We start from the raw sequence: 26,032 nt of genomic DNA on the forward strand, positions 1-26,032 counted from the left end.
TTCCGACGCTGCACCGGGCGATCCGCCGTGATCTGACGCCGGGGGAGCGGGCGGGGCTTGCGGGAGGGGAGCGGGCGGCGCGTAAGCATGATGTGTTCCTGGCTAGGCCGCGGGGCTGGCGTAATCAGGTGTGGGAGACCGACCACGTGCAGGCCCCGGTGCTCATCGACGTCGAGGGCAGGGCCCGCAGGCCGTGGATCACCTGGTTCACCGACTGCGCCACCAATGCGATCACCGGCGTGGCCGTCACCCCGGTGTATCCGTCGCGGGAGGCACGGTCGAGGGCCTGAACCGGGCGGTGGAGGGCATGTTCCTGGCCGCGCTGCCCGGCTACGCCCGCCAGCCGCGCCCCGGCAAACGCCCCTCCCGCCCAAAAGACGAAGTGCTGCTCAGTTTTGAGGACTTCACTTCCCGGTTGCTGGATTGGACGCTGTGGTGGAACACCGAGCACCGTCCAGCGCCGCTGCGGGGCAGGACGCCGCTTGAGGCGTGGAGGCAGGACCCCACCCCGCTGCGGGAGGTGCCGGCCGCGGATCTGTGGACGTTCACCCTGGAAGACGCCGGTACCCGCACGCTGACCACCCGTGGTGTCCGTTTTCGTAGACGTGATTACGTGGGAGCGTGGATGACCGGCCAGGCCGGGATCCGGGTCCAGGTCCGTTTCATGCCTCATCACGACCACCGCATCGAGGTCTACCACGCGGCCACCGGCCGCTACCTCGGCCCGGCAGACCTGGCGGACCGGGCCACCGAGGAGCAGATCAGCACGGTACGAAGAACGCGGGCCGCCCGTGCCCGCCGTCTGAAGAGGGACCTGGAAGCTTCCCAGCGCGAGCGCTACGCCGCCGCCACCCGCGCCGGGGCCCCGCAGCGGCTCGGCGCGCTGACCGCCGCACAGGCTGGGACCGAACTCGCTCAGGCCACCGAGAGTGACCTGGAGCAGATGTCGCTGCCGGACCTCATCCCGCCCGCCGCGCCGCCGGCCGGGTGGCGCACCCCTGCTTCCCTGGCCGCGCTGACCACACCAGGGTCACCGGCACCGCTCCCGTGCGGCGGTGATGCCGTTCCTGCCCCGGACGCCCCGGACGCCCCGGACGCCCCGGACGCCCCGGACGCCCCGGACGCCCCGGACGCCCCGGACGGGCGGGACGGGCGGGACGGGCCGGCCGCGCATCCCGCCAACGACGAGGACGGAGATGCCTGATGGCCGCGGTCAGCTACCAGTACGTCGATCTGCCCGATGCCTGTGTGGTCACCACCCGGGCGCTGCTGACCGCTCGGGAGAACATCGCCGACACCGTCGCAGCCCGCGCGATGATGTGCATCCACGGCGGGGCCGGATACGGCAAGACCCTCGCCGTCAACACGTGTCTGCGTGAACTGGAGGAGGTTGAGGGTGAGGAGGTCCGCCGGGTCACTTTCCGGGCGCGCCCGACGGCCCGTGCCGTGCGTTACGAGCTGTTCACCGCGCTCGATCTGGCCGGTGAGCCGCCGCGTCATCCCAGTGAGTTCGACCGCCTGCTGAAGACCGCGCTGGCCGAGCGGCCCCGTACGTTTTTGGTGGATGAGGCGCAGTGGCTGAACGGGGAGGCGTTCGAGTACTTCCGCTACCTGTGGGACGAGCCCGCGACGCAGCTCGCGATCGTCTTCGTCGGGGGTGCGGGCGCGCACACGGTGCTGCGCCGTGAGCCGATGCTGTCCTCCCGTGTCTTCATCTGGCAGCAGTTCTCCCGCCTGACCCCTGCCGAGGTTCTGGAGGTGATTCCGCTGTTCCACCCGGTCTGGGAGGGCGCCGATCCGGCCGATCTCGTCTTCGCTGATGAGCGGGCCGCGCACGGCAACTTCCGTGCCTGGGCGCAGCTGACCGCCCACCTGCGCACGGCTCTGGCCCGCAGCGGGCGTCCGCGGGTGGACCGGGAGCTGCTGCGGTGGGCGTTCAGCCGCCTGGCATGAGCGGTGCCGGGCTGCCGCCGTCCGGGCTGGCGGTGGTTCTGGACGCCGGCGATGACGCCGCGCATACCCACTGTGCGCTGGCTACCCATGATCTGGCCGCGGGCCGGGTCACTCTGCATCCGGGGCCGGGCACGAGCGGTGCGAGCGCTCTGGGGCACGACCTGCTGGCCGCTCTGGGCAAGCCTGCGCAGCTTCCGGGCCGTTTCCCCGCGGGCCGCCAGCCGGTCTGGGAGGCCGCGGCCGCCTGGATTGATGCGCTGCCCGTAACCCGTCTGACGGTGCTGCGCGCCCACCGTCTGGGCGAGGCCCGCCTGGGGGCCCTTCTCGGGCTGTGGCACGGCACCGGTGTCCATCTGACGCTGGTCGTCCACCGCCCCCGCCCCACAGCCGCCCTGCACCGCGCTCTGGCCCGCCGGCCGCACACCGTGACCACCACCCTGGCCGAGGCCCGCGCCCTCTACTACGGCGGCCCCCCACCCCCCACCCCGGCCGCACCCGGGACCGCACCCGGGGCCGTGGTGGTGCCGGGGGCCGCAGGGGTGCCCAGCCCCACGCCGGAGCGCTGGATGACTCTGCCCTGTCTGGACCGGCTCGTCTCCTTCGACAGCCCGGGCCCGTGCCCAGGCCCCTGCACACCAGGCCCCATCCGCTTCCGGCAGCGGCCCGCCCCCGTGCCGCTCACTCCCGCCCAGGCCGCCCAGGCCGCCCGGCGTATCCACGGGGCGACCGCGCACCCGCTACTGGCCGCGGCCCTGGCCACCGCCTTGTTCACCGGCGCCTCCTTCCAGCAGCTGACCACCGCCCGCCCCGGCGACTTCCAGGAGACCTGGGCCACGCTCGCCCTGCACGACCGCACCCGCTTCACCGACGGCTGCGCCACCCACCCCGTCCCGCCCTGGCCACCGTGTTCCTGCGCGCGGCCACCCGCTACGCCCACCTGACCCAGACCCCGCACCTGCTGGCCGCCCCCGGGCACAGACCCGCCCTGCTGCGCCTGGCCGAGAGCGCCCGGCTGCGCCCGCCCCAGCCGCCGCTGCCCGCACGTGCCACCAGGCGCTCGGCGGTGGTGTGGGACTGGCGCGAGACGCACCAGGCGCACGGGTAGGGCCAGGGGAGGGCCGTGCGCTGGCCAGGGGGCGGGGGAGAGTCCCGGTCAGGGGAGGGCGAAGTCGATGAAGTCGATGTCCTCCAGGACGACGTGCAGGTGGTGGGCGCGCTGCCCGCTGTCGCGGAAGTAGGCGTGTGACAACGCGCGGGAGAGGACCAGGAGGTGGCGCTCCTCGCCGGCGCCGGCGTCCAGGGCGGCGAACATCTCCCGTGTCACCGCCCCGGCCAGGTGCACGGTCAGGAGCCGCAGGCGGGGGTCGTCCGAGGTGCCCGCACCGGCGCGGAACCCGAAACGGGCCTGGGTGTGGACGATCACCCCGTGCTCCTCCGCCTGGGCCCGGCGGCGCGCGCGGATCCGGGGCTGCCACCGGGCCCGCACGAGGCCCGCGATCGCCTCCTGGTGACGGTTGCCGGGGTGGGTGCGGCGTGCCGGGTTGCGGGTCACCCAGCGCTGCACGGTCCGCTGTGAGACGTCCAGGAGGGCGGCCACCCGCCGGGTCGAGCCGTTCTCCCAGCGAAGCAGTGTCCTGAGCCGGCTCAGTGTCGTCGGGGGAAGCGGCTGCGTGTGCAGGAGCCGCTCCAGCCCCTGGCTTATCTCCTCCACGACCTGGACCTTTCGACGCCGCACCTTCTTTGAATTCCTGCCGGTCCATGACCCCACACCCCGCGGGCACGGGCGGCAGCAATCGGGGTATCCGGGACGCGGCGGCCTGAATGCGGTAGAGCGTCGCGGGCGCCCTCCGGACCACATGCGGCACGGCCGGGTCGCGGCGTCCTGACCTGGGTGGCTCATGCGTCTTGAGGCTCGAGCCCGTGTGACGCATGTCTGTGCGTGAGGCCTCCTGCCGGTGGTGAGGGCAGTCCTCAGTCGGCTGCCGCAGGCGCATGGTGTGCGGTCGTGGCATGGGAGAGGCGGGGACGGGGCCGCATCGCCTAAGCGCATCCAGGGCCGACACAGGACCCCAGGGCCGCACATCGCCGAACTGCGTAGGGCCCGGCGCTACGTCCACCGCATCGCATCACGATGACAAGAGTCGTTCGATCCATTCAGGTGTCAGCGTCCCGGCCCTGGACCGCTGATCCCCCTCCCGTCCCGCATTCGAGCGGAACGCCCCGCTCCTCGATGCGCTCAGGGACGGCTGCAGGGGTTCTGTGGTTCGGATCACCGGACGGTAGCGGCAAGGCCTGGAACAACACCGGGCTGTTGTCGGTTCAACTGGTCGTGGGTACGGAGGGGACAGTGTCCCCGGGCCTCACCTATAGCCCATGGGGAAGATCGTTCGGCTGAAGCCCCATGGAGCCCTCCGCCGAGAGGCGACCGCCCTCCGCACCCGCACCCCCTATCGGCCCCGGCTGGCCTCCCCCGACCAGCCGGGGCTTTTCCGCGCGTGCGCCGCACCGCCCGCCGGCCGGGCTGGACCCTCTATGAGTCTCTTCAGGCCGTGTGGCCGGAAGCGATCTTCTGGTGACGTGTTGTCAGTGGCGACTGCTTTTACGTGTGCAGGGGTGGAGAAGGGCCGTTCCCGGTCGCTTTGCGGGGGCGCGCCGGGAGATGGCCATCGTGCTTGCGATCCTTGTACTCCGAGGCGTCGGCACCCGGCGGGGATGACACCAGATCGCAGCACTCGTGCTCTCCTCCACCATCCATTAATGGTCACTGCGACTGCCCAGCACCATGAAGAGGTCTGATTGCCGAGGTAAGCCAATCGGTAGGTGTGGGGTCCTGAACCCGCCGGGAACGCCCGGTGCTGAGTGTCCTCCGGCGCTCACCTCTCGATGCCCCTGGTGTGCCCCGGTCGACCAGGCCCTACTTGGGCGGCGCGCTCTTCCCGATATTCCCTGGGGGCAGCAGGCGGTCGATGGTCCCCACCGTCACAGGGGGCAATACTCCCCGGCGCGCGCCGTGCAGCCAGTCAGCCGCTCGCCCGGGGCGGGCGATTGACCGGGGGACGACTATCCGGGGGTAGAGGCATTCGTAGTGTCGGCGCTGGGACAGGCAGGCATCCCATGCGAGCTGGGTTATGCCAACAGTGACCCCCTCAGGCGCGCTCTCCAGGACGATGTAGCGGCGGGCTTTCAAGCCGTTCCAGACCCCGTGCCTGTGCAGATCCTCAAACACGTCGGGACTGAACAGGACTGGCTGGGGGGACATGAGCGACAGCAAGGTGCGCCATTGCTGGCTGGTCATTGCTTCGGCGAGGAATCTGAGCTGGGTGGCTGCCGCGGCAAATGGCCTGACCCTTATGTCTTTGGTCAGGTCTGCGATCTCCCTAGTGAGCTTTTGGGCTGCTCGTGGGGTCTGCGCGTAAGCCTGGTTCACCTGGGCAACGGCGCGCCGCCGAAGAAGTTCGCGATAGCGCGTGAGGTCGTAGTTGACCAGGCGGCATACCACGGACGCTGGGCGGTGAAGGAGTTCCGCGATCTTCAGGAGCGGTTCCTCGTCCGGGCTTACCTGTGCTGCCTGATGCGGCGTATCTGCCCGCTGGAAGAGCTCGGAAAGCTGCTCCGCGATGGCGATGCGGCGTTCTGCGGCAGCCGGGTGGTTGTCCAGGGCTCGGTGGATCATGCCCAGTGGCAGCCCGAGCGCTTCGGAAAGCTTCAGGGGCAGAGTCCCGTCGTCTCGAGCGGGCAGTATCGCCAGGCGTTCGACGTCGCGGTAGGTGGTGCGGCTGACTCCGACCTGTGCAGCAAGCTCGGCCGCGGTCAGGCCTGCGTAGCAGCGCAGGTCGCGAATCTGGTCGGGTACGCCTTCGCTTGCTTGATAGAGCTCGCGGGGAGGAACAGCGAAAATCCGCGCCATCTGGACAACGCGTCCTGGTTCGGGCGTGGACGTCCCTTGCTCGTAGGCGAGAACTCGGGCCTTTGATGTCTTGAGCAGGCGGGCAAGTTCGGCGGCGCTGAGGAGACGCCCTTCAACTTCCCTACTCTCGCGTAGCTTGCGCAGGATGCTGGGAGCGAACTTGGCGGTCCCCCGTGCCACTGAGGTCTCTCCCCTCGGGTCGTTCCATCGCACAACAAGGTACCGTCTAGGGGCAACTGCGTGTCTAGCGATCCACTCGGATGAGCTACAAGCGGTGTTTTCCCTGTTCACTGCTCGCCCGTGGTACCGCTTAGGGTCAAAATGTGTTTCGCTGGTTGTGTTGCAGAACGCAGGCTTTAAGAGGTCGGCGCGATGCTGGCAGGTAGCTACCCGGTTCGCCGGGTGTCCATGAGCAGGTCGAAGATAGAGGGACCCGCGTCCCTGAGTGGAATCTAGAACGCGGGCCCCAGCCGGCTTCGGCATCAGGCGGCGGGTGAGGTTGCGATCCTCATCCGCCGTTGCCGTGGAGCATTCCGTAGACCACGCTGGCGATCGTCACGATCGCAAGGACCGTTTCCGCTCCCAGCTTGATCCACGTCAGCCACGACGTGACACCGTGATCCGGTTCCTCAAGGCCGCCGGTATCGAAAGCGACGACGCTCTGGTCCGCCGTGGCCGGGGAATCAACCCGGTCCCGCGAAACCGGAACCTCATCGTCCCGTTCCTTCGACCAATCGGATTCGGCCATCCGAATCATGCTCCCTTCCTTGGGTGAATCCGAGCCGGTGTGGCCCGTACGTCGCCCACCGACCGTTGATCGGAAGAGAGTGAGATAGAGACTACCGGGTCGCACATACGACCAGTCGGTGCTCAAGTGGGCGGCATCGCCCCGCGAAAGGCGCATTCCTGGCTGAATACCTGGCAGAGTGGGCGTACTTGCGGCCTTTGGCGAGGGATTCTTTGGCTGACCGGCCCTGTTGCTTTCCTTTCTGCCTTCCAGGGTGGTCTCTTCCGCGTGGAGAAGCCCGCAGATTTTCCTCTGGGCGGTGGACTCGATAGCTCATCGGACGCTGGGTTACGCGTGGCCGGCGAACTCGTGGAGCGGCTCGACCGGCTGCATGTCCGGGCGCGGACTCTCCATCAGCTGGTGTTGCCGGCAAGGAGACTGGGCGGATTCCAGGCGCCCAGTCAGATGTAGTCCTGGGCCGCCGCAGGAAGTTAAGGGCCGTACCGGCGAGGAGTGATCGCCGGTACGTCACCGTCGATGATGCCAAGGGTGCTCTGACCGACGCGTGCCGGGGGCGTGGTGGCCTGCCGTGGTGAGTGTCTCGGGTCCTCGCCACGGCAGGCGGTCCAGGGAGGGGTGTGCGGTGTGTCCGCCGCGCGGGCGAAGCTGTGGCTCCCCGGGTGTAGTGGGGTGCCGTCCCGGGGAGCAGCAGCGAGGGCTGGCGCAGTCCAGTGGCCGGGCCTGACTGAGCGCGCTCCGCGAGCATCTTCCCGCCCCGGCCCGCCGCCTCGGCGCAGACGTGCGGAACGCTGGTGCACGCGTCACCGCACCAGCCCCCCGGCACCCGCTGCTCACCAAGGCCCCCGAAGAGACCCGCTGCGGGGGCGGGGGAGCGGAGCCAGAGCTACCCGACACCCAACAACCCTTCCAGCAGGCGACCAAACTAAGCTCAACTGCCGTCCAAATCTTGTAGAGTCGCGGTATGGGTGAAGTGAACGGTGTGGAAGCGCTCCTCGAGGAAGCCCGGCTGACCGCCTCGATTCCGCTGCCGGCCGAGCGGCAGCGGCTGCGGGAGGCGGCCAGCCTGTCCCGCGCCCAGGTCGCCGAGGCGGTGGGTGTCGGGCGCTCCACCGTCGCGAACTGGGAGACCGGCGTCTCCGAGCCGGCCCCGCCCGGGCGCCTGCAGTACCTGCGCCTGCTGAAGGGCCTCGCCGAGATCTACCCGGCCACCCCCGCGCCCACCCCCAGCGCCCCGCACCCCACCTCCGGGCCCAAGGCTCAGGAACCCGCCCTACCGCCGGCCGTGTTCACGCCCGTCCACGAGACGCTGCGCGGCCCGGACGGGCGCGCCGTCCAGGGTGATCCGGGTCCTTGTATCCGCTGTGGTGTCACCACCACCTACCAGTCGACCGACGGGCGCCCCCTGCACTCCGGGGCCCTGTGCCAGCCCTCCGGCCCGGCCGCCGTGACCTCGCCGGCACCCGCACCGCCGGCTGCTCCCGCTCCCGCTCCCGCTCCTGCTCCCGTTGCGCCGGCCCCGGTGCCCATGGCGGCGCGCCCGGAGCGCCGTGCTCGCGGTGCCGCCCGCGCCCAGGAGGACACCAGAGGCCTCATCAGCCGCGCGGTCCACGCGGAGCTCGAGCGCGCCGGCGGCGACATGGACGTCGCGCTGAAGGCTCTGATCAAGCGTGCGATCCCTGACGTGATGCACCTGTTCAACGAGACCAGGGCCACCGCCCGCTACGACTACACCGCCTACCCGGCACTGCCGGACATCCTGAAGAAGCCCTCGAAGAAGGACCCGGACCAGATCTGGGAGGCGAGGCCCCGCTTCCATCACCCCGGCTACTCCCTGAAGGCCCCCGGCGACGTCAAGGTCACCGCCCTTGACGTGAACGCCGCCTATCTGTCGGCTCTCAAGTGCTGGCTGCCGATCGGGAAGCTGGAGCACAGCACCGGCATGGACGGTGTCGAACCGAAGCGGTCCGGGGTGCACCTGATCACTCCCGCCCCCTGGTTGCACCCGCATCTGCCGGACCCGATCGGCGACCGCGACGAGCCCGGCGCCCTGTGGGTCACCAACGCCACCCTGCGCCTCCTGCAGCGCCTGGCCGGTCCGAAGTACGGGCTGGCAGAGGCCCCGGTGGTCCATGAGTCGTGGACGTCCGGTGCGACGGAGAACTTCCTCGATGCCCTGCGCAAGACACTGTCCGCCGCCCGGGAGACCTCCATCGACCAGGACGACACCCTGACCTTGGAGTACATCAAGGCGATGTACTCGAAGTTCATCTCGACGATGGGCGAGTCGATCCACAACCGGGAGATGGTGCGCCCGGACTGGATGCACATCATCCACTCCCAGGCGTACGCGAACCTGTGGGGCAAGGCCTACAAGGCCCACCAGGCCGGGCTGGAGATCATCAGCATGGCGGGCACCGACGAGCTCCACCTGACGGGCGACTGGCGCACGGTCTTTCCCGAGGGCCGCGGTGTCGCACAGATGAAGATCAAGCACGGTGACGCCAAGGCGTCCGGCGAGTACACCGTCGGCAAGGTGGCCAGCTGATGGCGGGTCGTTGGATGGACCTCGGCATGTTCAACGCCCACGGGGTCCCGGGCGCCGACGCGTTGGGTGCGGCGATCGAGAACATGGTCACCGGCATCGCCTCCCCCGTGGACAGCGACCGCGGGCTTTCCGCTCGCCTGCGCTACCTCACCAAGACCGATGCCGGATACGAGGCCATGGACCGCGCCGGCATCCACGTCTCCCCGCGCACCCTGATGGCCTGGCTCGCGGAGGAGCGCACCCCGAACAAGGCGAACCGGACCCGGCTGGACGCGGCGTACTGGGATCTGCGGCGCCGCAATGTCGCCACCGACCTCAAGCACCGCCTCAACAACGAGGGCCGTGGCACCAGGGTGGAGATCAACCCGGTCGATCAGTCCGGGGTCGAGCGCAGGCACCAGCGCGACGTGGCCAGCCGCAGCATCAACGTCCGCGGCGTGTGGGACCGCGCAGTCGATGCCTGGCTCGAGGAGGACCTGGCCGGGCTCGACGCGATCTGGGATCAGATCATCGAAGACATCGGCTCCGAGTACGACGCGTACAGCAACGTCTCCTCCATCGGCTGGGCCGCTTGAGCACCGAAACGGTCCCACCGCTACGCCTCAGGGCTGCTGTTCCGCTTCATCCGTTTGGGCCGATGGCGGATCGCCCTTGAACCGCCTGTCCAATGGGGTTGAGTTGGAAGGCGACGACCACGAGTTCGGCGCTCAGCGGGCGTACAGCGGATCCTGAGTCGGCTGACGCGGATCGGGCGGGACCTTGCTCTACCGGTTGGAGTGCTGTCGTGTCCAGTGCGGTCACGGGCCTACCGCTCAGCTCTCCTCGATGCTTTCTGCGGTCTTCTTCCTCGTCACGCGGATGACGCGGCGCGCCTTGATCTCGGCCGTCTCGTTGAGGCGGTCGAGATGGAGGTAGTGCACGTTACGCATGTGGAGTGCGTCTGCCTCGAAGTCCGTTTCGTTCACGGGCCGTCGCTTCGTGGTGATCAGCCCGGCCGCCGCCAGTTCCCGCAGTCCTTTGCTCCGTGTGTCCTCGCTGAGCGCGAACCGGGTGTCTGCCTCTCGCGGGCTGAACCACAGCGCCCTCTCCTGCAGTCCTCCGTTCTCGGCCAGGAGGGCGAGGAACATGGCGATGCCGGCCCCGGAGAGGACCGCGATGTGGCCGCGGGTCCAGAACGTCTGCGGGATCTGCAGGTACCGGTGGACGACGGCTCCCAGACCGAGGAGGCCTTCCTCTTTCTCCTTCTTCGCGGCGGCTCCGGGCGCGATCCACGGGTCGCCGTTCCCGGTCTCGGACAGCACGGTCACCAGGTTCTGGCGGCCTGTCCTGGCGAGGCTGATGAAGTTGTTTTCCTCCAGCCACGCCTGGGCGTCACTGATGCGCCTCGCACCTGCGGTCTGGGGGTCCTTCAGGTCGAACAGGGTGGCCCAGGCCCCGTTCCTGATGGACAGTTCGCGAGCCTGGTCGTCGCGTTGAACCCAGAGGTAGCTGAGGTAGAGCTTGAGCCGTACCTGGCCGCCGCGGCCGCCGCCCCGGAGCATCCGGGCCAGGGGCGGGGCCTCGTCCTCGAGTGAGACGCGTTCAACGAAGCTGTAGCGAACCTGCGCCCGTCGTCGCCCACTTCGCCCGGCGTTCTCGGCCATCCTCAACGCCTGGGCGCTGGGCGCCGCCAGCGTCCGGCCCGCCGACCTGGCGGGCGGAACTTCCGGTGCTTGCATCGGGTCACCCGCAGTCATAGTTAGTAGGAGAATTAGTTAGTTAATTGAGTACTGTAGTGCCGGGTTCTGGAGTAGAACCGCCCCGGCGCTAGCGTAGGTAGTAAACCGGGCTGGATACGTGTTCGACCGGCGCTAGGGTAGGGCATCAACTGGGTGCAAACAATAAGGGACTTGGCAACAGATCGCGTGCCGTGCTCTACTCATCTCAGGACGAGCCGAGAGGCGTCAGGGAGAGGTTGTTCCCCTCACCTCTGCAGCTTCAGGGGCTCGCCCAGGACCAGGTGGTAGACCGCGATCGTTGTCCCATGGAGAACGGTTTCGATCGCCGGGCGCAGGGTGAGGGCAGACGAGATCGTGATCCTCGTTCCTTCCTGCCACATGATCCGTACGGAGGCCCGGGCAATTGCCTGGGCCTCCGTCGTGCATCGCTGAAGTGTGGGCCACGTCCACCAATAGCCCCTCTTCGAACGGCTCCAGACAAGCCTTCACCCGTCTGGAGCCGTCGCGCTGTCCAGCACCCGCTCCGCCTTTCCGGGGCCCTCCGGGGTGCGGGGCGCTGCTGTATGCCCACCAGCCTGATCACCAGAGGGCGGAGCAACCGGTTGCTCCGCCCTGACCCGTCGACCGGGTAGGCGGACTTTCCTCCCGCACCGTCACTGCCCTACCCCCGCACGTCCTCAACCCCAGGAGAATGCCCGTGGACTACCTCGCTCTGCTAGCTACCGCCGTACCGATCGCGCTCATTGTTGCCCTGCTCTGCGCCACGCTGGTCTGCATCGTCGCCATCTGTCGCGCCCACCGTGGCGACGTCGTCTCGGTGCTCCGGGCGCTCCCCGGTCTCGTGGCCGCCCTGCTCCGCCGGAAGCCGTGACCGCGCCCAGGGAGGCCACCCTCCTGCTCCTGCTCACGACATCGAGTCCGTATGGCAAGCGGCCTCAGGACCGGGTCCCTGGTAGCCACCCTGGACCCCAATGGCAAGGGAGACAGGCGGAACAGGCCTCTCCTCGAGGCCCATGACTCGTCCGAGCCTCGTTCGTGAAACGCATGCGCACGTGCCCACGAGAGAACCGCTCTCGTGGGCACGTGCGCGCAGGACGGCCCGGCCGCGCCGACCATCGACCCGGAGCTCACGGCGCGGCCGGGACCTACCTGGGTGCGGCAACCGTCACGGCAGCGGATACAAGGATTCAGATCCTGGCAACGGACATCGCCCGTCGGCCATGCCCGTCCCCGACGGGCGGGACGTCACCGATGCACAGCGCGGCAGAGTCAGCTGTCGTCGTGCGCGGCCGTGCTGCGGGATTCGTGCCCCTTCGGACTGGTCGTGTCAGGCGGGTTGACCTGTGGTGATGCGCTGGGAGTGGGCCCGCCTGGCGCAGGCTGGATGGGTGTGCGCATGACCACGGGCGGGATGGGCCTAGATCCGGGGATGTTGATGTGGATTCGAGTGGTCAGGGTCGTTTCCGTCCGGGCGGCTTGGCTGTCCGGCTGATGGCCTTCGGCGTGCACGGGGCAGTCGGCCCCCATCGTGCAGACCTCTGGCGGAAGGGAAGGCATCGGGGGAGGCCGTTTGGTGAAGGTAAGGGTCAGGGCAGGCGCGCGCGGGTGGGGCGCTGCCGGTTCGCCCCGCGGCGCCATCCAGTCGCCGTTCAGCGGTGGTGCGGATGGCGGCGCTGCGGGACGGGGCCACGCCCCGGAGGCCCGCCTTGGCAGAGGAGGCCGTGGGTCGAGGCCGGGTACCCGCAGAGACAAGGTGGGGGTGTCCGCTGCGGGGACGGGCGGGGGACTAGTGGCGGGCGGGTCCGGCTCCAGCGGGGGAGCACCGGTGCGGGTGTCCGACGAAGCGGCACCGTGCTGCCCGGGCGCGGGGGCCGTGGGGGCGCAGCTTGAGCACAGTTGCGGTACCCAGCCCTGTCCGTCGTCGTATCCGAACGAGGGCCGGCGGCACTGGGGGCAGGCGAGTTCCCCGCGGCGCTGCGCCTGGTCGATGAGGAGTTCGCGGCTCATCCGCGCGGCGGCGTCCTCGTCGGCGGTGGACGGGTCGGGCACGTGGACCAGGATCTTGAGAGCGGGCTCCTTGCGCGCGGTGGACTCCAGTTCACTCATCAGCAGCTGCAGGTCTCTGGGAGTGACACGGTCGTGGACGGTCAGCAGCTGCTGCGCGGTCGGGCGCCGGCGTGAGCGCAGCCGGCTGCTGCGCCGGTCGGCGTCCGCCCGGTCCCAGGCCTTCGTCCACTCGGGCAGCTCGCTCCTGCGGACGTTGCATGCCTCGGCGAAGGCCGCCACGAACGTGCGGCTGGGCGTGGAGCTGCCCTTGAGGACCCGTCCGACCGTGCTGTGCGGCAGCCGCCCCACACCCCCCAGGCGGGCGTCCAGGGAGCGCAGGGGCGGCCTGCCGTCGTCGTGGTGGAGGTCGACGATCGCCGCGTGCAGATCGGCGAAGTCCTTGACGACGCTGATGTGCACGCCGGACCGGTGGCCGCTGAACACGCCCTGCGTGCGGGCCTCGTCGCGCCGGGCGTGCTTCCACAACCGCTCGGCATCCTTCGTGCTGAGACCGCAGGCCGCGGCGTAGGCGAGGACCACGGTCAAGTTCTGCGGCACACTGCGCCCCGAAGCGGCGCGCGCGAGAGTGTCCGCGCTGTACTCGGTACGAGCGGAGAGCTGCTCGTAAGTCACAGCGGCAGCATCCCTGCCACTGCGCAGCCAGGTCACCAAAGCCAGCAGCGACCGGCTGCATGGGGGTACCGGATTCTCGCGGCGCGCCATCAGACAGTCAGGCCTGCGCGGGCCGCACCGCCGCGGCGCCGTCGCGCCGCAGCCTCACCAGGAGACGGCGCCCCAGGGAGAGGGCCTCCAGGACCAGGACGAGCACGCTGACAGCCGGCAGACCGGCGGCGGCCAGTACAGCGGCGACGATGATGATCACGATGAGGACGACCGCCTCGGGCGCCGTCAGAGGACGCGAGGTGCCGCACATTGCCTTATTCAACTCATTGCCTAACTTTGCGTCGTGGACTCAACTACACGTACTGCGGGCTCAACTGCAGCTACTGCGGGCTGTGCTGATGGTGCGCCGGACCGGTTGCCGCCGCCCCGGGGTGGTTAGCGATGTTGCAGCATCCCGGCCCGCAGCACTAACCCCCAGGCGCACAATCCGCAGGTGTGTCCCTTGGTCGGTCCAGGCCCACGTCGGCCCCTTCTTGAGGAACATGCCTGGTCAAGGACGATGGGGCGGGATCCTTTCCGCAGTTCCGTCCCACCTTTCAACGGGCACGACGGTGACTGAGAGTGATAATCCGCAGGGCTGTTCCACGATCCACCACCGCTTTCGGACACGCCGGAACCCACATCACCGCAGCTCAGGACCACACTTGCCACCCCAGTTCCCGCGACCGCGTCCCACCCTTGACCTACGGGCCCTCATGCCTGATCTTTATGCGTGCCTGACCGCACGCCTCACGGCCGCCGACGGGCTCTCCGAAGTACTGCGGGCAACACAGTCACCCAGGAGATGGAGCAGCCCCGTTGCCGCGGGAGATGTTCACTGTTCTGGCGCCGCCCCTCGCGGCGCCAGAACATCATCGAACCGCCAGCCCGGCGCCTGGAGGCACTCACGCCCCGGCGCCGCGCCGCGTGGGTCGACTGAACCCGAGCCAGGTAAAGGCCTGCCGAAGCCGTTGCCCGTGTAGATCCACGCATGCGCGCCGCAGCTCGCGGCCCACATGCGCAGACGGTGCAACTCGGCGTGAACAAGGGGGGTGTGGGCGCACCCCACAGGTGCTCCTTCGCCTGAACAATCCGACGGGGCACACCCGGGCCCCTCCGGGCGGAGGCAGCGACTCCTCGCGGGAACGCCCCGAAGAGGCGGCGCTCATGACGGACGCCGCTCCTTCGGGGCGCCAATCCGGCGAAGCCGTGGTCCGGCACGGGAGAGCCGTCGCCGGCATCGGTGCGCACACGCCCCCGGCCTATATCTCACCTGTGCGTGAAGAAGGAATTCCGCTTTCTTTCGCGTGGGCTGTGAAATCGAAAATGCCCGTATTGAAGGTATGGCAAGGCGTGGCGCAGGGTGGCTAATTCTGTCGATGTCATATGTGTGGTGAAACTTCGGTAAGACTCGTTGGTGGCAAAGCGTGAGCCCTCCGCGCCCGCACGGCACCGATGCTTCGCGCTGGAAGAAAGGCACCTGAGTGAAGTGGCCGTTGGCCGTGGTCCGAGCTGCACGAGCCGGGCAGCACCCACCCAAGCCCCTGTAGACCAGTGAGGAGAGCGACGCACGGCCACCGGCTCACAACGTGCGTCCTACCTGCATGCTTTCCATCCTTCGTGATGCAGGCGCCCAGTTCCTCGGAGCTGCGGCCTTCACCGCGGCCGTCGCACTCCTGGCAGGTGCTCGCGCGGCCTGGAGGCGGCGGCGGCCGCCCCGCGGCGGGGCCGACATCGACACCGGCGAATAAAACGACCCTTGAATTCGGAGATACAAAGATGCCCGTACCTCATTTCGTCATCCGGAAGACGACACAAAGAGTCGTCCAGAAGGCGACATCACCTGTTCGCCCGCAGGCCGAGAGAAACCGGCTGCACGCCTGGCAACACCTGACCACCCCTCAAGCTCCCACCGGCTGGGCGGGAGAGATGGCAAACGTGAGCGGCCCCCTCCCCCCGACCGGCACACTGAGCGAAGTCGCCGACAAATACGACGAGATCGCAAAACTCGTCGAACTGGACGCTGCCGACGAGCTCCCCGAGACCGACCTGCTCGCCAGCATCCTGGTCATCAGAGCGCTGCGCGAGAAGCTGGCCGAGGACGAACGCCGCCTCATCGCCGCCGCCCGCCGCAAGAAGGTCACCTGGGCACGCCTGGCAGAAGCACTGGAACTGCGCAGCAGACAGGCAGCCGAACGCCGCTACCTCCAGCTGCGCACCGACATGGATGAACTGCACGGCTCCACGCTGACGCAGCAGGAACGCATCGGGTACGCCCGAGACCAACGCGACCGGCGCGCCGAACGCGCATGGGCGGTCAGCAACGCCACAGCGATCCGGGAACTCGCCCAACGGCTGCTGAACGTGACCGACCTTCAGGTCAGGGCGGACCGCTCGATCACCGCGCAGAAGACGCACGACACCGCACTGCGCAGCGCCATACAGACCGGCACGCCGCTGCCGGAAGCGGCTCTCAGCATGCCCTGGCCCAAGCGGCTCCGGGAGGCCTACGAGGCCGACATAGCCCTCCAGGACGCGCCGGCGGCCCAAGGCGCTTCCGACCTCAACCCCGACAGGCTGAAGGCGACGCGGGTGGCCAACTCGATCCACCAGCTCTCCGGGCTCCTGGCAAACGCCGCCAACCCCGAGAACGTCGACCTCGCTGACCAAGGGGACCTCCAGCCCGCCGTGACCGCCCTCTTCGCCCACCAGGACCGCTTCACCCTCCCCACATAGACAGCTCAGAACGAGTAGAGCGGGTGCCGGACTGTTCGGCGGCGCCCGGGCGGCGAGCCTGTCAGTGGAATCAGCAACCGCGGACTCCAGAGGCATCGGGACGGACACCGCATGTCCGGCCCAAGGCGCACATCGGACCGCAGCACCGCGCTTGCCGTGTCCGCAGTGTCAGCCCTGTTCTTGCTGGTTTGCCTCAAGCGCTGGGCTGGTGGGGGACGATAGCCATCGGCAGTCGTCAACCGAGGCGCTCTGCCCCGTACGCGAGGAGGTCTGGATGCGGTTAGAGGTGCGTTTGGAGTCGGGTGCGAGGGAGCTGCGGTCGTTGCAGGGGTGGCTGCGCTCGGATCCGGATGTGCGCAGGTCCGCAGAGACTGAGGTGCGGGGGAGCACGCCGCAGCCGGGGGAGATGGGCACGGCACTCGACGTGCTGCAGTTGGTGACGGGGAACGGGTGGAGCGCGGCATCGTTCGTACTGGCGCTGGCGGCGTGGCGGCAAACCCGGCCGCAGCGACCGCGGGTGGAGATCCGCCACGGGGACACGGTCATCATCCTTACCGACTGCTCGCCCGAGGAGATCGAGCGGGCGACCGCAGCACTGAACGCGGCTGCCGGCGAGGACCGTGACGCGTGAGCGTCCTGCCTGACCCCGGGGCCTCAAGGGCAGTCCTCATCGGCACGAGCCGCTACGAGCACCTCGAGCAGCTACCGGCCGCCTCGAACAACCTGACCGCCCTCGCCGACCTCCTGAGCGGCCCGCTGTCCCTGCGCATGCCCACCCCGCACGTGACCGTCGTCGAGAACCCGCCCGACCACGCCACCGTGTTGGAGCCACTGCGCCAGGCGGCGGCGGAGGCCACCGACACCCTGATCGTCTACTACGCCGGCCACGGGCTCATCGACCCCCACGACGCGCTCACACTGGCCATGCCGCACACACAGCCGGACCGGATCGAAACCAGCTTGGACTACGACTGGCTGCGCCAGATTCTCCTGAACTCCCGAGCGCAGCGGCACATCGTCCTCCTCGACTGCTGCTACAGCGGTCTTGCCCTCGGCAGGATGAGCGCCCCGCAGGGACTCGCCGACCACGCCGCAGTGGAAGGCACCTTCCTGCTCGCAGCCTCCGCCGAGACCCGCACCGCCCTGGCCCCGATCGGCGACTCCCACACCGCCTTCACCGGCGCCCTCCTCGAGACGCTGCGTAACGGCATCCCCGGCGGCCCACCTGTGCTCGACCTGGAGACCGTCTACCACCACCTGCGCCTGACCCTGGAAGCGCGCGGGCATCCCGTTCCCCAGGCCAGGAACCGCAACAGCGGTGCCCGAGTGGCGCTCGTGCGCAACCACGCGGACCTTCCTGCCGGGGGCCCCGCCCCCGTTGGAGCAAACCCCGAGCCCGCCCACCGACTATGGCCTGACCCAACCTCGATCCGCACCGTCACAGGCTTCTTCACGAGCCTCGCGGGTGCACGAGAGATAAGCGGACTGACTCAGCAGGAGGTCAGCCGCCGCTCAGACGGACGCCTCTCCACGGGAACCATCAGCAAACTGGTCAACCGCGACACGCTCCCCGCCACCTGGAGCACCACAGCCGCCTACCTGTCAGCCTGCGGCGTCCCTGACGACCAGATCCAGCAATGGCACAGCACCTGGCGGGAACTGCGCCGCAACGCAGCCACAATCCAGGAGACGGGCACCCAGGCGCCCGGCGAAGACAAAGCTGCGTCCGGGAAGGCACGGCGTCGGCTTTCCGGATTTTGGCGCGGCCGGGGTCACTGACCGGGGCTAGCCGAAGCCGAAGCGCTAGAGGGGTGGGGCAGAGGGGCCTTCTGTGTGCCGGCGGAGTCGTTTCCGACCAGGGTGTTCCACCCGGCGATGGCCACGAAGCCGACCACCAGGACCGCGCCTGTGGACGGCTTCTTCCATCGGCTCGAGGACGAGGAGGGCTTCACGTAGTGAGCTGCCCGGTAGTACCCCTTGCGCTCCCTTGCCACAGCTCCACATCCCCCGAATCGACTAGCTGACTGACGCAGCAACTCTTTCAGCAGCGCTCCAGTTTCGGTTCAGAACAGCCGAGCACGTCCGAATCCCGATGCTTACCCAGATGCTTCATGTCTGACCTCCGAAGCGCCGTAGGGCGCTGACCGGAACATCGACGACTCCACCGGCCCTGACGATGAAAACGCCTGGTCACTGGGCTGCGATCGAGTTCCAGTACTCCGAAGGCCTCGCAACAGCTTTCTCCTGAGCGGTTCCAGGCAGGCCTTCCCCGAGGCTGCAATCAGGCCTGCCTCTCGCAGGGACTTGGCAAGAGCGCCTTCTCGGCCAATGCGGGTGAGGAACCGGGCGGGCACGGCGCTTACCGGGTGCCGCACGACTGGTTTGTCCCATGATCTGGCCTGGGGCCACATCGGTCCGGGGACGGCGAGGAGTAGCGGTATGGGCGTGAGTAGCAGCTATCTGACCAGGCTGGAAGTGCAGCACCTGCTGGGCGTGAACACGTTCGGCATGTGGCGGCTGGCACGGAAGTACGACAAGTTCCCCAAGCCGACGGAGAAGCCCTCCAGGTCATTCGACCGGCAGGAACCCCAGGAAGTGTTCGACGGAACCCAGGTCTACTCCTGGGCGGCCGGTACGCAGGAGTTCGCTCACCGCGGGGCCGTCCTGCTGCGCCCGCTGCCCCAGAACCCGACCCCGGGCCGCTGGCTCGGATACAAGGACACCGTGCGGGGGCCGGCACTGGACTGGCACACCGACCTCGGCGTCATCCGCCTCGTGCACAGCACCACCTCCAAGGCCGCGACCGACGTCGCCTCCGCCATCACCAGTGGCGGAGGCAAGGACGGTGTGGTCACCGTCTGCTCTCTGTACGGCGACATGGGCTTCAGAGGGCCGGCGCTGGTGGCCGCCGACCTCGCGCACCCGGGCATCGAATACGAGGCCAGCTGGGGCGACCTGGCGGCTCTCGTCGGTCAAGTGCTGCCCTGGTGGCCAGACCTGCTGCGCCATCCGAAGGTCATCCGGGAGTGGAGGCCCGGCGCCCGGGCGGCCGTGGTCGAAGTGCCGGCCAACGACAACGAGAAGATCCTGCGCAGGGCGGCGGCCAACGACGTCTTCGACGTCACCTCGCGGGCCGCGGCAACGGATATGGCCAACGGCATCCGCAACAGCCGGATCGATCACACGAACAACGACATCAGAATCTTCTGCAAGGACGGGTACGGCGAGACACCGAACCAGGTCACCGCCGGCGCCGTGCCTGACACCAGCCACCACCCTCTGCCGTGCGACGGGAACCGACAGGCCCTCCAGGCCGGCTGGCACAAGCTTGCCCTCAGTGTTCACCCCGACGCCGTTGCCGCGCTCGAGGTTGCCCTCGGCCGTGAACCGGAGCTGCTGCCCTTCGGAGCCGTCACCGAGATCCCCCTCCAGCCGGGCACCGTCAGCGACCGCTGGACTCGCCGGCTGACGATGTGCGACCCGACCGCAGCCCATGCCGTCCTCGCCCAGGACGCCAAGGCGGAGGCGTTCTTCACCGACCCGCTGACCGACATGCCTGTCCTGCGCACCCCTCATGTCAATGGCAAGCAGGCATGGCGGTTCTACGCGCCGCTCTCCCTTCCGGCCGGCGGGTCGGAACTCGCCTCGGTCGTCCTGGACCACACCCTGTGGGTGATCACCAGCGACGGCCACGTCCACCCCGCGCCGTGCACGCCGACCGAGCACCCGTGGTGGGGCGACGGCTGGGGCGACCGGGCCAGCGAGGCCGCGACCGTCACCGACCAGCTGCTGGACGACCTCGGCGCCACCGTCGACCTGCACCAGCACTACAACGCCTCCAAGGGCCTGACAGCCTTGTTCAACGAGGAGCACAAGAGGGGCGCCGAACTCACCCGCGCCGCCCTGCTGCACGCCCGTATGACCCCGCCTCGCACACGCTGAACCGTCGTTCGTGTGCCCCCGGCCCCGTGTGCGCCCCGGGGCACACCCGCGGAGTGCGGCTCGATCTCTTTTGCTGCCACGCTGCCGTGCCCAAGCGCTGCACGGGGTTTCCGGCCCGAAGTAGAGCGCCTGGAGCATGTGGCAACTGCCCACGCCAGGGGCACGGGGATGGCCTGGATAGTGACGGCTCGACGGAAGCGCACAGGGTGCCTATAGCAGTTTGCTGTGGGACTGATCTACAATCGCCGTCATCTGACGGTTACGCCCTCCGTCCACACGGTGGAGGGCCAGGTGCTCAGACCGCCCCGTGTCACTTTCCGGCCCAACCGTCCGCAATCTACAAGGGCTTGACGGGGCGTCGTTGATGCCGGATAGTGGAACCCGTCCCCAGCGTGCCTGCAGGGGTTTAAGAAACTGCACCACCTCTGTGTTCGCAGGGGTTAACGCAACTGCACCACAGGTCTGTCCGCAGACAACGAGCTCTCGTCTTTTCATCTGACGGGGGCTTTTTTTATGCCCGCATCAATGAGTAGGCCCTGGTTTCCCGCCAGGGCCTCTTTTCGTTTCCGCAGTTCTCATAGCCCAAGGGGTGCAGCAGCAGCTGCATGCCCGTGGTCCTGTCCCGAGGGGGAATCTATGTCTACGACCGTTCCGCAGCCGCCTGCTCCCGCGCCCGTTCCGCCTGCCTCGCCCGCTGTGCCGGCTACGCCTTCTACCGCTACGTGGGTGGTGGCGGTCCTTGCCGTGCTTGGCGCGGTGGTTTTCATGGGGCTGAGCGGCGGTGTTGCCGTCATCGCCTGGCTGCGGCCCGGTGCCGCGACCCCCATTACGGTGATGGCGACCGTGATGGGCTCCATGGGCACGTTGGTCACTCCGTTCATCACGATGGCGCTGATGAGCCGTCGGCGGTGAGCGTCAGTCCGCAGCCGCGGTGGTCAGTTCGACACCAGCTGACGCAGTACCTGGACGACGGAGAGCGGCAGCCACGCCGGGTGCCGCCCTCCGCTACGTCTGCCTTAACGGCGGTGCATGGCCAGGCCGCCGCCGACGGTGCATACCGCCGCAGCCGTGGAGCCGAGGGCTGTAGCGGCCTCGGCTTGGTTGGCCAGGGCCAGGGCGACAACGCTGCCCATGGACACCACGCCCACGGCGAGTGTCGCCCAGCCCATCCGGCTCGACTGACAGTGCTCTCGGGTACGGTCGGAAGCAGTTTCGGGAAGCGATACCCCGGTATCGCTTCCAGGAACGGGGACATCAGGGACTGCCATGGGCCTCTGCTCTCTCGATCGGGATCGGACGGACCATCGGCAGACGTGAGGGAGATCGCCGTACGGCGGCCGGGAAGCAGGCCGTGCGGTGGTCTCCCTCAGTCATTGCCGGGCCGTTTCGAACCCTATGGCCCACCCCCGACAATCCAGACTGGCCGACAGGTTGTGTCCCGCATCTGGCAGTTGAGCCTTGTCCGCAGGTCACGAGCGCATTGGCGCAGGTCAACCCATGTGCGAAACCGCCTGCGCTGGCAGCACCACGCGACGGCGACCTCGTGCCGGTAGAACGACGTCGCAGTACTGAATACGTGCCCTTCTCACCACACCGGGGCGTTCTCCCAGCTCTCAGGCTGTTTCCGCAAGCAGGCGAACTAGTTCGGGAAGGCGGTCTCCGCGAGGAAGATGTGTCGAACTTGATGTGGACCAAATCGGTCGGTGCTGGCGTACATCGCCTTCATCTGCGAGATGGAGCGGGACGCCTTCGCTGAACTTGCCAGCGACGTCCACCTTGATCACCTTGCGAAAGGGGTCGCCTTCGTCCATCCCCTTCTTGGTCTCGATGGCCTCGCAGGCGAAGTCGACGACCTCGATCGCGTACACCGCCCTCTCAGCCCCGCCGCCACCACCGGCGCCGCTCCACGCCTCCCGCCGGCTCTTCCTCGAGGGCCCCCGCGGATCCACCCTCCGGCTGCGCCTGCCCCGGCACCGACGGCTGCGCGAGCACCGGCCGCTCCGGCGCCGGCATCAACGCCTTCAGCGCCCGCTGGAGGTCCGCGATGTGCTCGCCTCGCACCGCCACGCTGCTCCCGCAGGTGCTGCGCCTCGGCCACGGCCAGGGCGTGCTCGTGCCGTACACGCTCCAGCTCGGCCCGCAGAGCCGCTGCGCCCTGCTCCTCGGCCACAGGACGTTCCTGGGCGCCAGCAGGCGCCTCCTCGTCCGGCAGGGAGGGTGCGTGCAGCCGGAACCCGGCGGCGAGTAGGTCGTCGACCGGGATCAACCAGCCCTGCCGACGTCGTCGTGTCGCCCGGAGCGCCGCAGCAGGTACTCGATCGACTCCTCCTGGGTCATCACCCGCTCGGTCATGGCCTCGCTCCCTCCGTCAGCACCCCGACGGTGCCCCCGGGAAGAGGATGCCCTCGACCATGCGCTCCCGCCGAACGCCGCCCGTTGGTCCCGCACATCCTCCTCACCGGCGCCGGAGGAAGTGTGAGACCCAAGACAACCTAGAACCCCCGGATAGGACCGTATGGGCCAAAACGGCAGGTCATTGAGCAGCAACGCTGAACCCGTTCGTTTTTCCGGCCCCTAAGGTTGCGGTCTGAGAACCCATTGACTGCGTAGATCCGCCTCGGAGAGTGAACCGGAAACGCATCGGCTCTCACCGAGCACCCCGGTCGGCGAAACCACCCAACAGCGGCGATTCCGCCGACCCTCCGGGCTTGGTCTCGCCCGGAGACCCGCAACGCGCTCGCCCCGCACCACCAGTTGCTCCCGCAGGTGCTGCGCCACGGCCACGGCCAAGGCGTGTGCGTGCCGCAGGCGCTCCAGTTCGGCCCGTAGCGCAGCCACGTTCCGGCTCCGCGGCCACCGGCCGATCCTCCGGTCCGGAAGGCTGGGGGACCCGCCTCGCCGGGGCGGGGAGGGTGCGTGGAGCCGGAGCCTGCGGCAAGCAGGTCGTCGGCCGGGATCACCCAGCCGCGTACCCAGTCCTGCGCCGCGCCTGGCAAGCCTGCTCGTTGCCGCTGCTCCTGGTCGTCGTCACCGTCCAGACGGCGGTCGCGCGCGCCTACCTCGCGCACCGTCATCCCGGAGCCATCCAGGCCCCCGCCTTCACCGTCGTGGTCACCGCGATCGACACGATGCGGGCCGGGAAGCCGCCCGTACATCGCTCCGCGAGACCGAGGCGCGCGTCGCCAAGGCCGCTACGAGACGGGCATCAACACCGCCCGAGTCCGCCGGAGGTCCACGATGTGCTCTCCCCGTGCCGCCAGCTGCTCCCGCAGGTGCTGCGCCTCGGCCTGGGCCAGGAGGCGGCCGTGCTCGGCCTGGGCGACGGCCAGGGCGTGCTCGTGCCGTACACGCTTCAGTTCGGCCCGTAGAGCCGCCGCGCTCCGCTCCTCGGCCACCCCGGGGCCACTGGGCGCTCCTGCGTGCCAGCAGGCGCCACCTTGTCGGGCGGGGAGGGGGCGTGGAGGCGGAGGCCTGCGGAGAGCAGGTCGTCGACCGGGATCACCCAGCCCCGTACGGGATCCTGCACGGCGCCCGGCAGGTCGCCGGCCTCGCGGCGGCGGCGGATGGTGCTGAGGCTGACACCGCACGCGGCGGCAGCCTCCCGCTGGGTCAGCATCGGACGCGAGCTCATACCCACATCCTCCCCGCCCGCGAGAGGAGCACCGGGTCGACCACCTGTCGGCCTTCGCGTCTCTTCGCCAGCGGGACCGTCCTGATGTGCGCAGCGCGGGGGCGCCGTGCTGCGGCTGTCCCGGTGGAGAGCCAGGATTCCTAGAAAACACGGAGGGCCCCACCGACCGGTGGGGCCCTCCGTGACGTATTTCCATCGGGCCCCAGAAGGGGGCCACCCTCCCGGGAGGCCCGATGATGCTGAAGTCCGGGCGAGTTCAAGGCCCATGTCCAACGCGTCTATGTAACCGCGACTACCGGTGAGTTATGCCGTAAACCGAGGCGATTCCTTGCCGTGCCGACCCGAGAACCGTACTTGTACGGCATAAGTGCGGCCGAAACACCCGTTCCAATATGGCGCACGTCACATCCGTCAAGTTGCCCCGCTCAGAGGGATGTTCCTCTAAGTGATCAAGCGATTCCCCTACGCGTAGGGGAAGTTATGACGGTTCGCCTGATGTCTGTAAAGTCCTTCGCTACCGGTCGCAGGAGACCTCCCCCCTTCGGGGGCGTGCCCTTCGGCTAGTGCTGCAGGTCCGAAGAGTTCATCTGGCGGTCTCCGGTCTTTGACCGGGCTCGGCTGAGCATCCCCTCGCCAGGGATGGACAGCCGAGCAGTCGACCGCCCCTTCCCCCGAGGGGGCTTCCATGTCCATAGCTGTTCTCGTGATCGTCGCGGTGTTATTCCTGATCGTCTTCGGGACCGTCTGCTTTACGATCTTCCACCTCAAGATGACGCCGGTGCGCATCGCGGCCGTCATCCTCGCCATGGGCACGCTCATCGGCGCCATGGTGCCCGTCGTACGCCTCCTCACCGAACCGCAGCCACCGACCGCTGCTGCTGTTGCTGTCGTGGCTACCGGGCCCCCCGCCTCCTCTCGATCGACTGAGGAGGGAATCCGACATGGCGTCTAGCGAGACGTACCCGGAACGCCACCCGCGCCGCAACAGCGTCCGGGTGCGCCTGACGCAGTACTTCCAGTCCAAGGGCGTCGGCATAGAAGCTGCCGCGGCTCTCGCGGCCGGCAGCACGCTGTACCGGCATTCCCGCGAGGAGATACCGATCGAGCGTAACTTCGTAGAGATCGTCGTGACTGGCGTTGTGGCTGACAGCGGCCGGCTGTGGGGGTCCGAACGATGGCTCGGCGACCTCGACGTGTTCTCGGGGCAGACGTTCGTGCGCCCGTGGGTCGATTTCTTGTGCACCACATGGACGATCCGGATCTCCCGCGACGTCCTGCGCAGCTGGGCCCTGCGGGACCTGAGCGTGCAACGGATGCTGAACCAGGCCCTGCTCCTTCAGCTCCATGTCCACAACGTCGTATACGGGCTGGATCCTCGTCCGGCAGCTGCTCGCCTTGCCCAGCTCATTCACTACCTCGCTCACCAGGCCACCGACCTGGAGGACGCCCGCCTCTTGCCGATCGGGGAGGGCCAGCTGCACGGACCGACACAGAAGCACCTCGCTGATGCCCTTGGTGTGAGCCTGGCCTCGATCGAGAAGAGCATGCGCTACCTGCGCAAGACGGGTGTGCTCGCTTCCACAGGCAACGGACGGGCGAACCGCGCCTACACGATTCTCGACCGCGACCATCTGCATGCCGTGGCCAATGGAGCCGTGGCGAAGGCTGCTTAAGTGCGGAGCCAGCGGCTCTCGGATGGTCCATCCGAGAGCCGCTTCGGCCGTTCACGCACCAGTGTCGCTGGTGACACGGCAGCGCGCTGTGGTGGGAGGGACTGATTCCAGTCTTTAGCTACCACCAAAAAAGAGGCACGCGGTTTACGGCCCGGGCCCGGGCGACCGACCCTCTCTTGTTGGTGCGTAGTCGTCTGTGCCGTTACCACGAGCCGTGTTGACAGGGATGATTCGGCATCAGGTCTGCCCGCATTGCGGAGCCGTGCGGGCAGACCGCCCAGCCGTTTGACCTACTGTCACCCCCGGGGCCTGCTGCCGCCGGAGACGCCGCATCACCTCCCGTGCCGCATGCGGGAATTCCGGAGGGATTCCCCAAACCCATTCCGGAGGAATGGGTTTGAAGACCCGTAGGGTCTTGTGTCTTGACGGTCCGTAGGACCGTGCGTCGTTCCTCCGGAGGAGGACGCGCG

General features: G+C 68.6%; 26 protein-coding genes. 17 read left to right on the forward strand and 9 right to left on the reverse strand.

Features of this window, described 5'->3' with window-relative positions:
* The first annotated feature begins 128 nt into the window (after positions 1–128).
* From ACIBCU_RS37825 to ACIBCU_RS37845, 5 genes are read left to right on the forward strand one after another with little or no spacing between them, the layout of a single operon-like run.
* The gene (locus tag ACIBCU_RS37825) at positions 129–290 is read left to right on the forward strand and encodes a hypothetical protein (RefSeq protein WP_399237159.1); all 162 of its coding nucleotides are present in this window, start codon (positions 129–131) and stop codon (positions 288–290) included.
* Between the two features lie 17 nt (positions 291–307).
* Positions 308–1,204, forward strand: coding sequence for a Mu transposase C-terminal domain-containing protein (locus ACIBCU_RS37830; protein WP_399237161.1), 897 nt, complete (start codon positions 308–310; stop codon positions 1,202–1,204).
* Positions 1,204–1,953 (forward strand): AAA family ATPase, encoded by a 750-nt coding sequence (locus tag ACIBCU_RS37835; RefSeq protein ID WP_399237163.1) that lies wholly within the window; start codon positions 1,204–1,206, stop codon positions 1,951–1,953. The genes ACIBCU_RS37830 and ACIBCU_RS37835 overlap by 1 nt, the downstream gene beginning before the upstream one ends.
* The gene (locus ACIBCU_RS37840) at positions 1,950–2,894 is read left to right on the forward strand and encodes a hypothetical protein (RefSeq protein WP_399237165.1); all 945 of its coding nucleotides are present in this window, start codon (positions 1,950–1,952) and stop codon (positions 2,892–2,894) included. The genes ACIBCU_RS37835 and ACIBCU_RS37840 overlap by 4 nt, the downstream gene beginning before the upstream one ends.
* On the forward strand, positions 2,858–3,058 hold the full coding sequence (locus tag ACIBCU_RS37845; RefSeq protein WP_399237167.1) for a hypothetical protein: 201 nt from the start codon (positions 2,858–2,860) through the stop codon (positions 3,056–3,058). Before ACIBCU_RS37840 ends, ACIBCU_RS37845 begins: the two co-directional genes overlap by 37 nt.
* A 48-nt stretch (positions 3,059–3,106) precedes the next feature.
* On the opposite strand, the gene tpg is transcribed toward ACIBCU_RS37845, so the two are convergent.
* The 3 genes from tpg to ACIBCU_RS37860 all read right to left on the reverse strand — a co-directional run bounded on the left by tpg (position 3,107) and on the right by ACIBCU_RS37860 (position 6,608).
* Positions 3,107–3,688 carry a telomere-protecting terminal protein Tpg gene (gene tpg, locus ACIBCU_RS37850; protein ID WP_399237169.1) on the reverse strand — a complete coding sequence of 194 codons (582 nt, stop codon included), beginning with the start codon at positions 3,686–3,688 and terminating at the stop codon, positions 3,107–3,109.
* Positions 3,689–4,867: 1,179 nt separating this feature from the next.
* The gene (locus ACIBCU_RS37855) at positions 4,868–6,343 is read right to left on the reverse strand and encodes a helix-turn-helix domain-containing protein (RefSeq protein ID WP_399237171.1); all 1,476 of its coding nucleotides are present in this window, start codon (positions 6,341–6,343) and stop codon (positions 4,868–4,870) included.
* 25 nt (positions 6,344–6,368) lie between these two features.
* The gene (locus ACIBCU_RS37860; RefSeq protein ID WP_399237173.1) at positions 6,369–6,608 is read right to left on the reverse strand and encodes a hypothetical protein; all 240 of its coding nucleotides are present in this window, start codon (positions 6,606–6,608) and stop codon (positions 6,369–6,371) included.
* Between the two features lie 961 nt (positions 6,609–7,569).
* Here ACIBCU_RS37860 and ACIBCU_RS37865 point away from each other — a divergent pair.
* Both ACIBCU_RS37865 and ACIBCU_RS37870 read left to right on the forward strand, forming a co-directional pair.
* Entirely contained in the window at positions 7,570–9,153 is a 1,584-nt protein-coding gene (locus tag ACIBCU_RS37865; RefSeq protein ID WP_399237175.1) for a helix-turn-helix domain-containing protein, read from the forward strand.
* Positions 9,153–9,728 carry a transcriptional regulator gene (locus ACIBCU_RS37870; protein ID WP_399237177.1) on the forward strand — a complete coding sequence of 192 codons (576 nt, stop codon included), beginning with the start codon at positions 9,153–9,155 and terminating at the stop codon, positions 9,726–9,728. The genes ACIBCU_RS37865 and ACIBCU_RS37870 overlap by 1 nt, the downstream gene beginning before the upstream one ends.
* Before the next feature lie 237 nt (positions 9,729–9,965).
* Here the strand turns inward: ACIBCU_RS37870 and ACIBCU_RS37875 are convergent, their stop codons facing one another.
* Entirely contained in the window at positions 9,966–10,871 is a 906-nt protein-coding gene (locus ACIBCU_RS37875) for a hypothetical protein (RefSeq protein ID WP_399237179.1), read from the reverse strand.
* 697 nt (positions 10,872–11,568) lie between these two features.
* Here ACIBCU_RS37875 and ACIBCU_RS37880 point away from each other — a divergent pair.
* The gene (locus ACIBCU_RS37880) at positions 11,569–11,742 is read left to right on the forward strand and encodes a hypothetical protein (RefSeq protein WP_399237181.1); all 174 of its coding nucleotides are present in this window, start codon (positions 11,569–11,571) and stop codon (positions 11,740–11,742) included.
* Positions 11,743–12,140: 398 nt separating this feature from the next.
* Here ACIBCU_RS37880 and ACIBCU_RS37885 read toward each other — a convergent pair whose 3' ends face one another.
* Both ACIBCU_RS37885 and ACIBCU_RS37890 read right to left on the reverse strand, forming a co-directional pair.
* On the reverse strand, positions 12,141–13,640 hold the full coding sequence (locus ACIBCU_RS37885; RefSeq protein ID WP_399237183.1) for a helix-turn-helix domain-containing protein: 1,500 nt from the start codon (positions 13,638–13,640) through the stop codon (positions 12,141–12,143).
* A gap of 7 nt (positions 13,641–13,647) precedes the next feature.
* Positions 13,648–13,851 carry a hypothetical protein gene (locus ACIBCU_RS37890; RefSeq protein ID WP_399237185.1) on the reverse strand — a complete coding sequence of 68 codons (204 nt, stop codon included), beginning with the start codon at positions 13,849–13,851 and terminating at the stop codon, positions 13,648–13,650.
* Positions 13,852–15,518: 1,667 nt separating this feature from the next.
* On the opposite strand from ACIBCU_RS37890, the gene ACIBCU_RS37895 reads away from it, so the two are divergent.
* From ACIBCU_RS37895 to ACIBCU_RS37915, 5 genes are all read left to right on the forward strand, one after another.
* Complete coding sequence (locus ACIBCU_RS37895) at positions 15,519–16,316, forward strand: hypothetical protein (protein ID WP_399237187.1); 798 nt, start codon at positions 15,519–15,521, stop codon at positions 16,314–16,316.
* A gap of 274 nt (positions 16,317–16,590) precedes the next feature.
* Positions 16,591–16,947, forward strand: coding sequence for a hypothetical protein (locus ACIBCU_RS37900; protein WP_399237189.1), 357 nt, complete (start codon positions 16,591–16,593; stop codon positions 16,945–16,947).
* Entirely contained in the window at positions 16,944–18,095 is a 1,152-nt protein-coding gene (locus tag ACIBCU_RS37905; RefSeq protein WP_399237191.1) for a caspase family protein, read from the forward strand. The genes ACIBCU_RS37900 and ACIBCU_RS37905 overlap by 4 nt, the downstream gene beginning before the upstream one ends.
* 660 nt (positions 18,096–18,755) lie before the next feature.
* Complete coding sequence (locus ACIBCU_RS37910; RefSeq protein ID WP_399237193.1) at positions 18,756–20,258, forward strand: hypothetical protein; 1,503 nt, start codon at positions 18,756–18,758, stop codon at positions 20,256–20,258.
* Positions 20,259–20,984: 726 nt separating this feature from the next.
* Positions 20,985–21,170, forward strand: a complete 186-nt coding sequence (locus tag ACIBCU_RS37915; protein WP_399237195.1) for a hypothetical protein — start codon at positions 20,985–20,987, stop codon at positions 21,168–21,170.
* A gap of 104 nt (positions 21,171–21,274) precedes the next feature.
* Here the strand turns inward: ACIBCU_RS37915 and ACIBCU_RS37920 are convergent, their stop codons facing one another.
* Together ACIBCU_RS37920 and ACIBCU_RS37925 are read right to left on the reverse strand one after the other, a co-directional pair.
* Positions 21,275–21,427 carry a hypothetical protein gene (locus tag ACIBCU_RS37920; RefSeq protein WP_399237197.1) on the reverse strand — a complete coding sequence of 51 codons (153 nt, stop codon included), beginning with the start codon at positions 21,425–21,427 and terminating at the stop codon, positions 21,275–21,277.
* A 444-nt stretch (positions 21,428–21,871) separates the two neighbouring features.
* On the reverse strand, positions 21,872–22,126 hold the full coding sequence (locus tag ACIBCU_RS37925) for a hypothetical protein (RefSeq protein ID WP_399237199.1): 255 nt from the start codon (positions 22,124–22,126) through the stop codon (positions 21,872–21,874).
* A 176-nt stretch (positions 22,127–22,302) separates the two neighbouring features.
* Between ACIBCU_RS37925 and ACIBCU_RS37930 the strand changes: the two genes are divergently transcribed.
* Together ACIBCU_RS37930 and ACIBCU_RS37935 are read left to right on the forward strand one after the other, a co-directional pair.
* Positions 22,303–22,506, forward strand: a complete 204-nt coding sequence (locus tag ACIBCU_RS37930; RefSeq protein WP_399237201.1) for a hypothetical protein — start codon at positions 22,303–22,305, stop codon at positions 22,504–22,506.
* 664 nt (positions 22,507–23,170) lie between these two features.
* The gene (locus ACIBCU_RS37935) at positions 23,171–23,626 is read left to right on the forward strand and encodes a hypothetical protein (protein ID WP_399237203.1); all 456 of its coding nucleotides are present in this window, start codon (positions 23,171–23,173) and stop codon (positions 23,624–23,626) included.
* Here the strand turns inward: ACIBCU_RS37935 and ACIBCU_RS37940 are convergent.
* Positions 23,611–23,889 (reverse strand): helix-turn-helix transcriptional regulator, encoded by a 279-nt coding sequence (locus ACIBCU_RS37940; RefSeq protein WP_399237205.1) that lies wholly within the window; start codon positions 23,887–23,889, stop codon positions 23,611–23,613. The genes ACIBCU_RS37935 and ACIBCU_RS37940 overlap by 16 nt on opposite strands.
* Positions 23,890–24,574: 685 nt before the next feature.
* Between ACIBCU_RS37940 and ACIBCU_RS37945 the strand changes: the two genes are divergently transcribed.
* Entirely contained in the window at positions 24,575–24,841 is a 267-nt protein-coding gene (locus ACIBCU_RS37945; RefSeq protein WP_399237207.1) for a hypothetical protein, read from the forward strand.
* The gene (locus ACIBCU_RS37950; RefSeq protein ID WP_399237209.1) at positions 24,831–25,562 is read left to right on the forward strand and encodes a Crp/Fnr family transcriptional regulator; all 732 of its coding nucleotides are present in this window, start codon (positions 24,831–24,833) and stop codon (positions 25,560–25,562) included. Before ACIBCU_RS37945 ends, ACIBCU_RS37950 begins: the two co-directional genes overlap by 11 nt.
* The last annotated feature ends 470 nt before the right edge of the window (positions 25,563–26,032 follow it).

The sequence above is a fragment of the Streptomyces sp. NPDC051064 genome (assembly GCF_044455985.1).
In the GTDB taxonomy this organism is placed as follows: Bacteria; Actinomycetota; Actinomycetes; order Streptomycetales; family Streptomycetaceae; genus Streptomyces.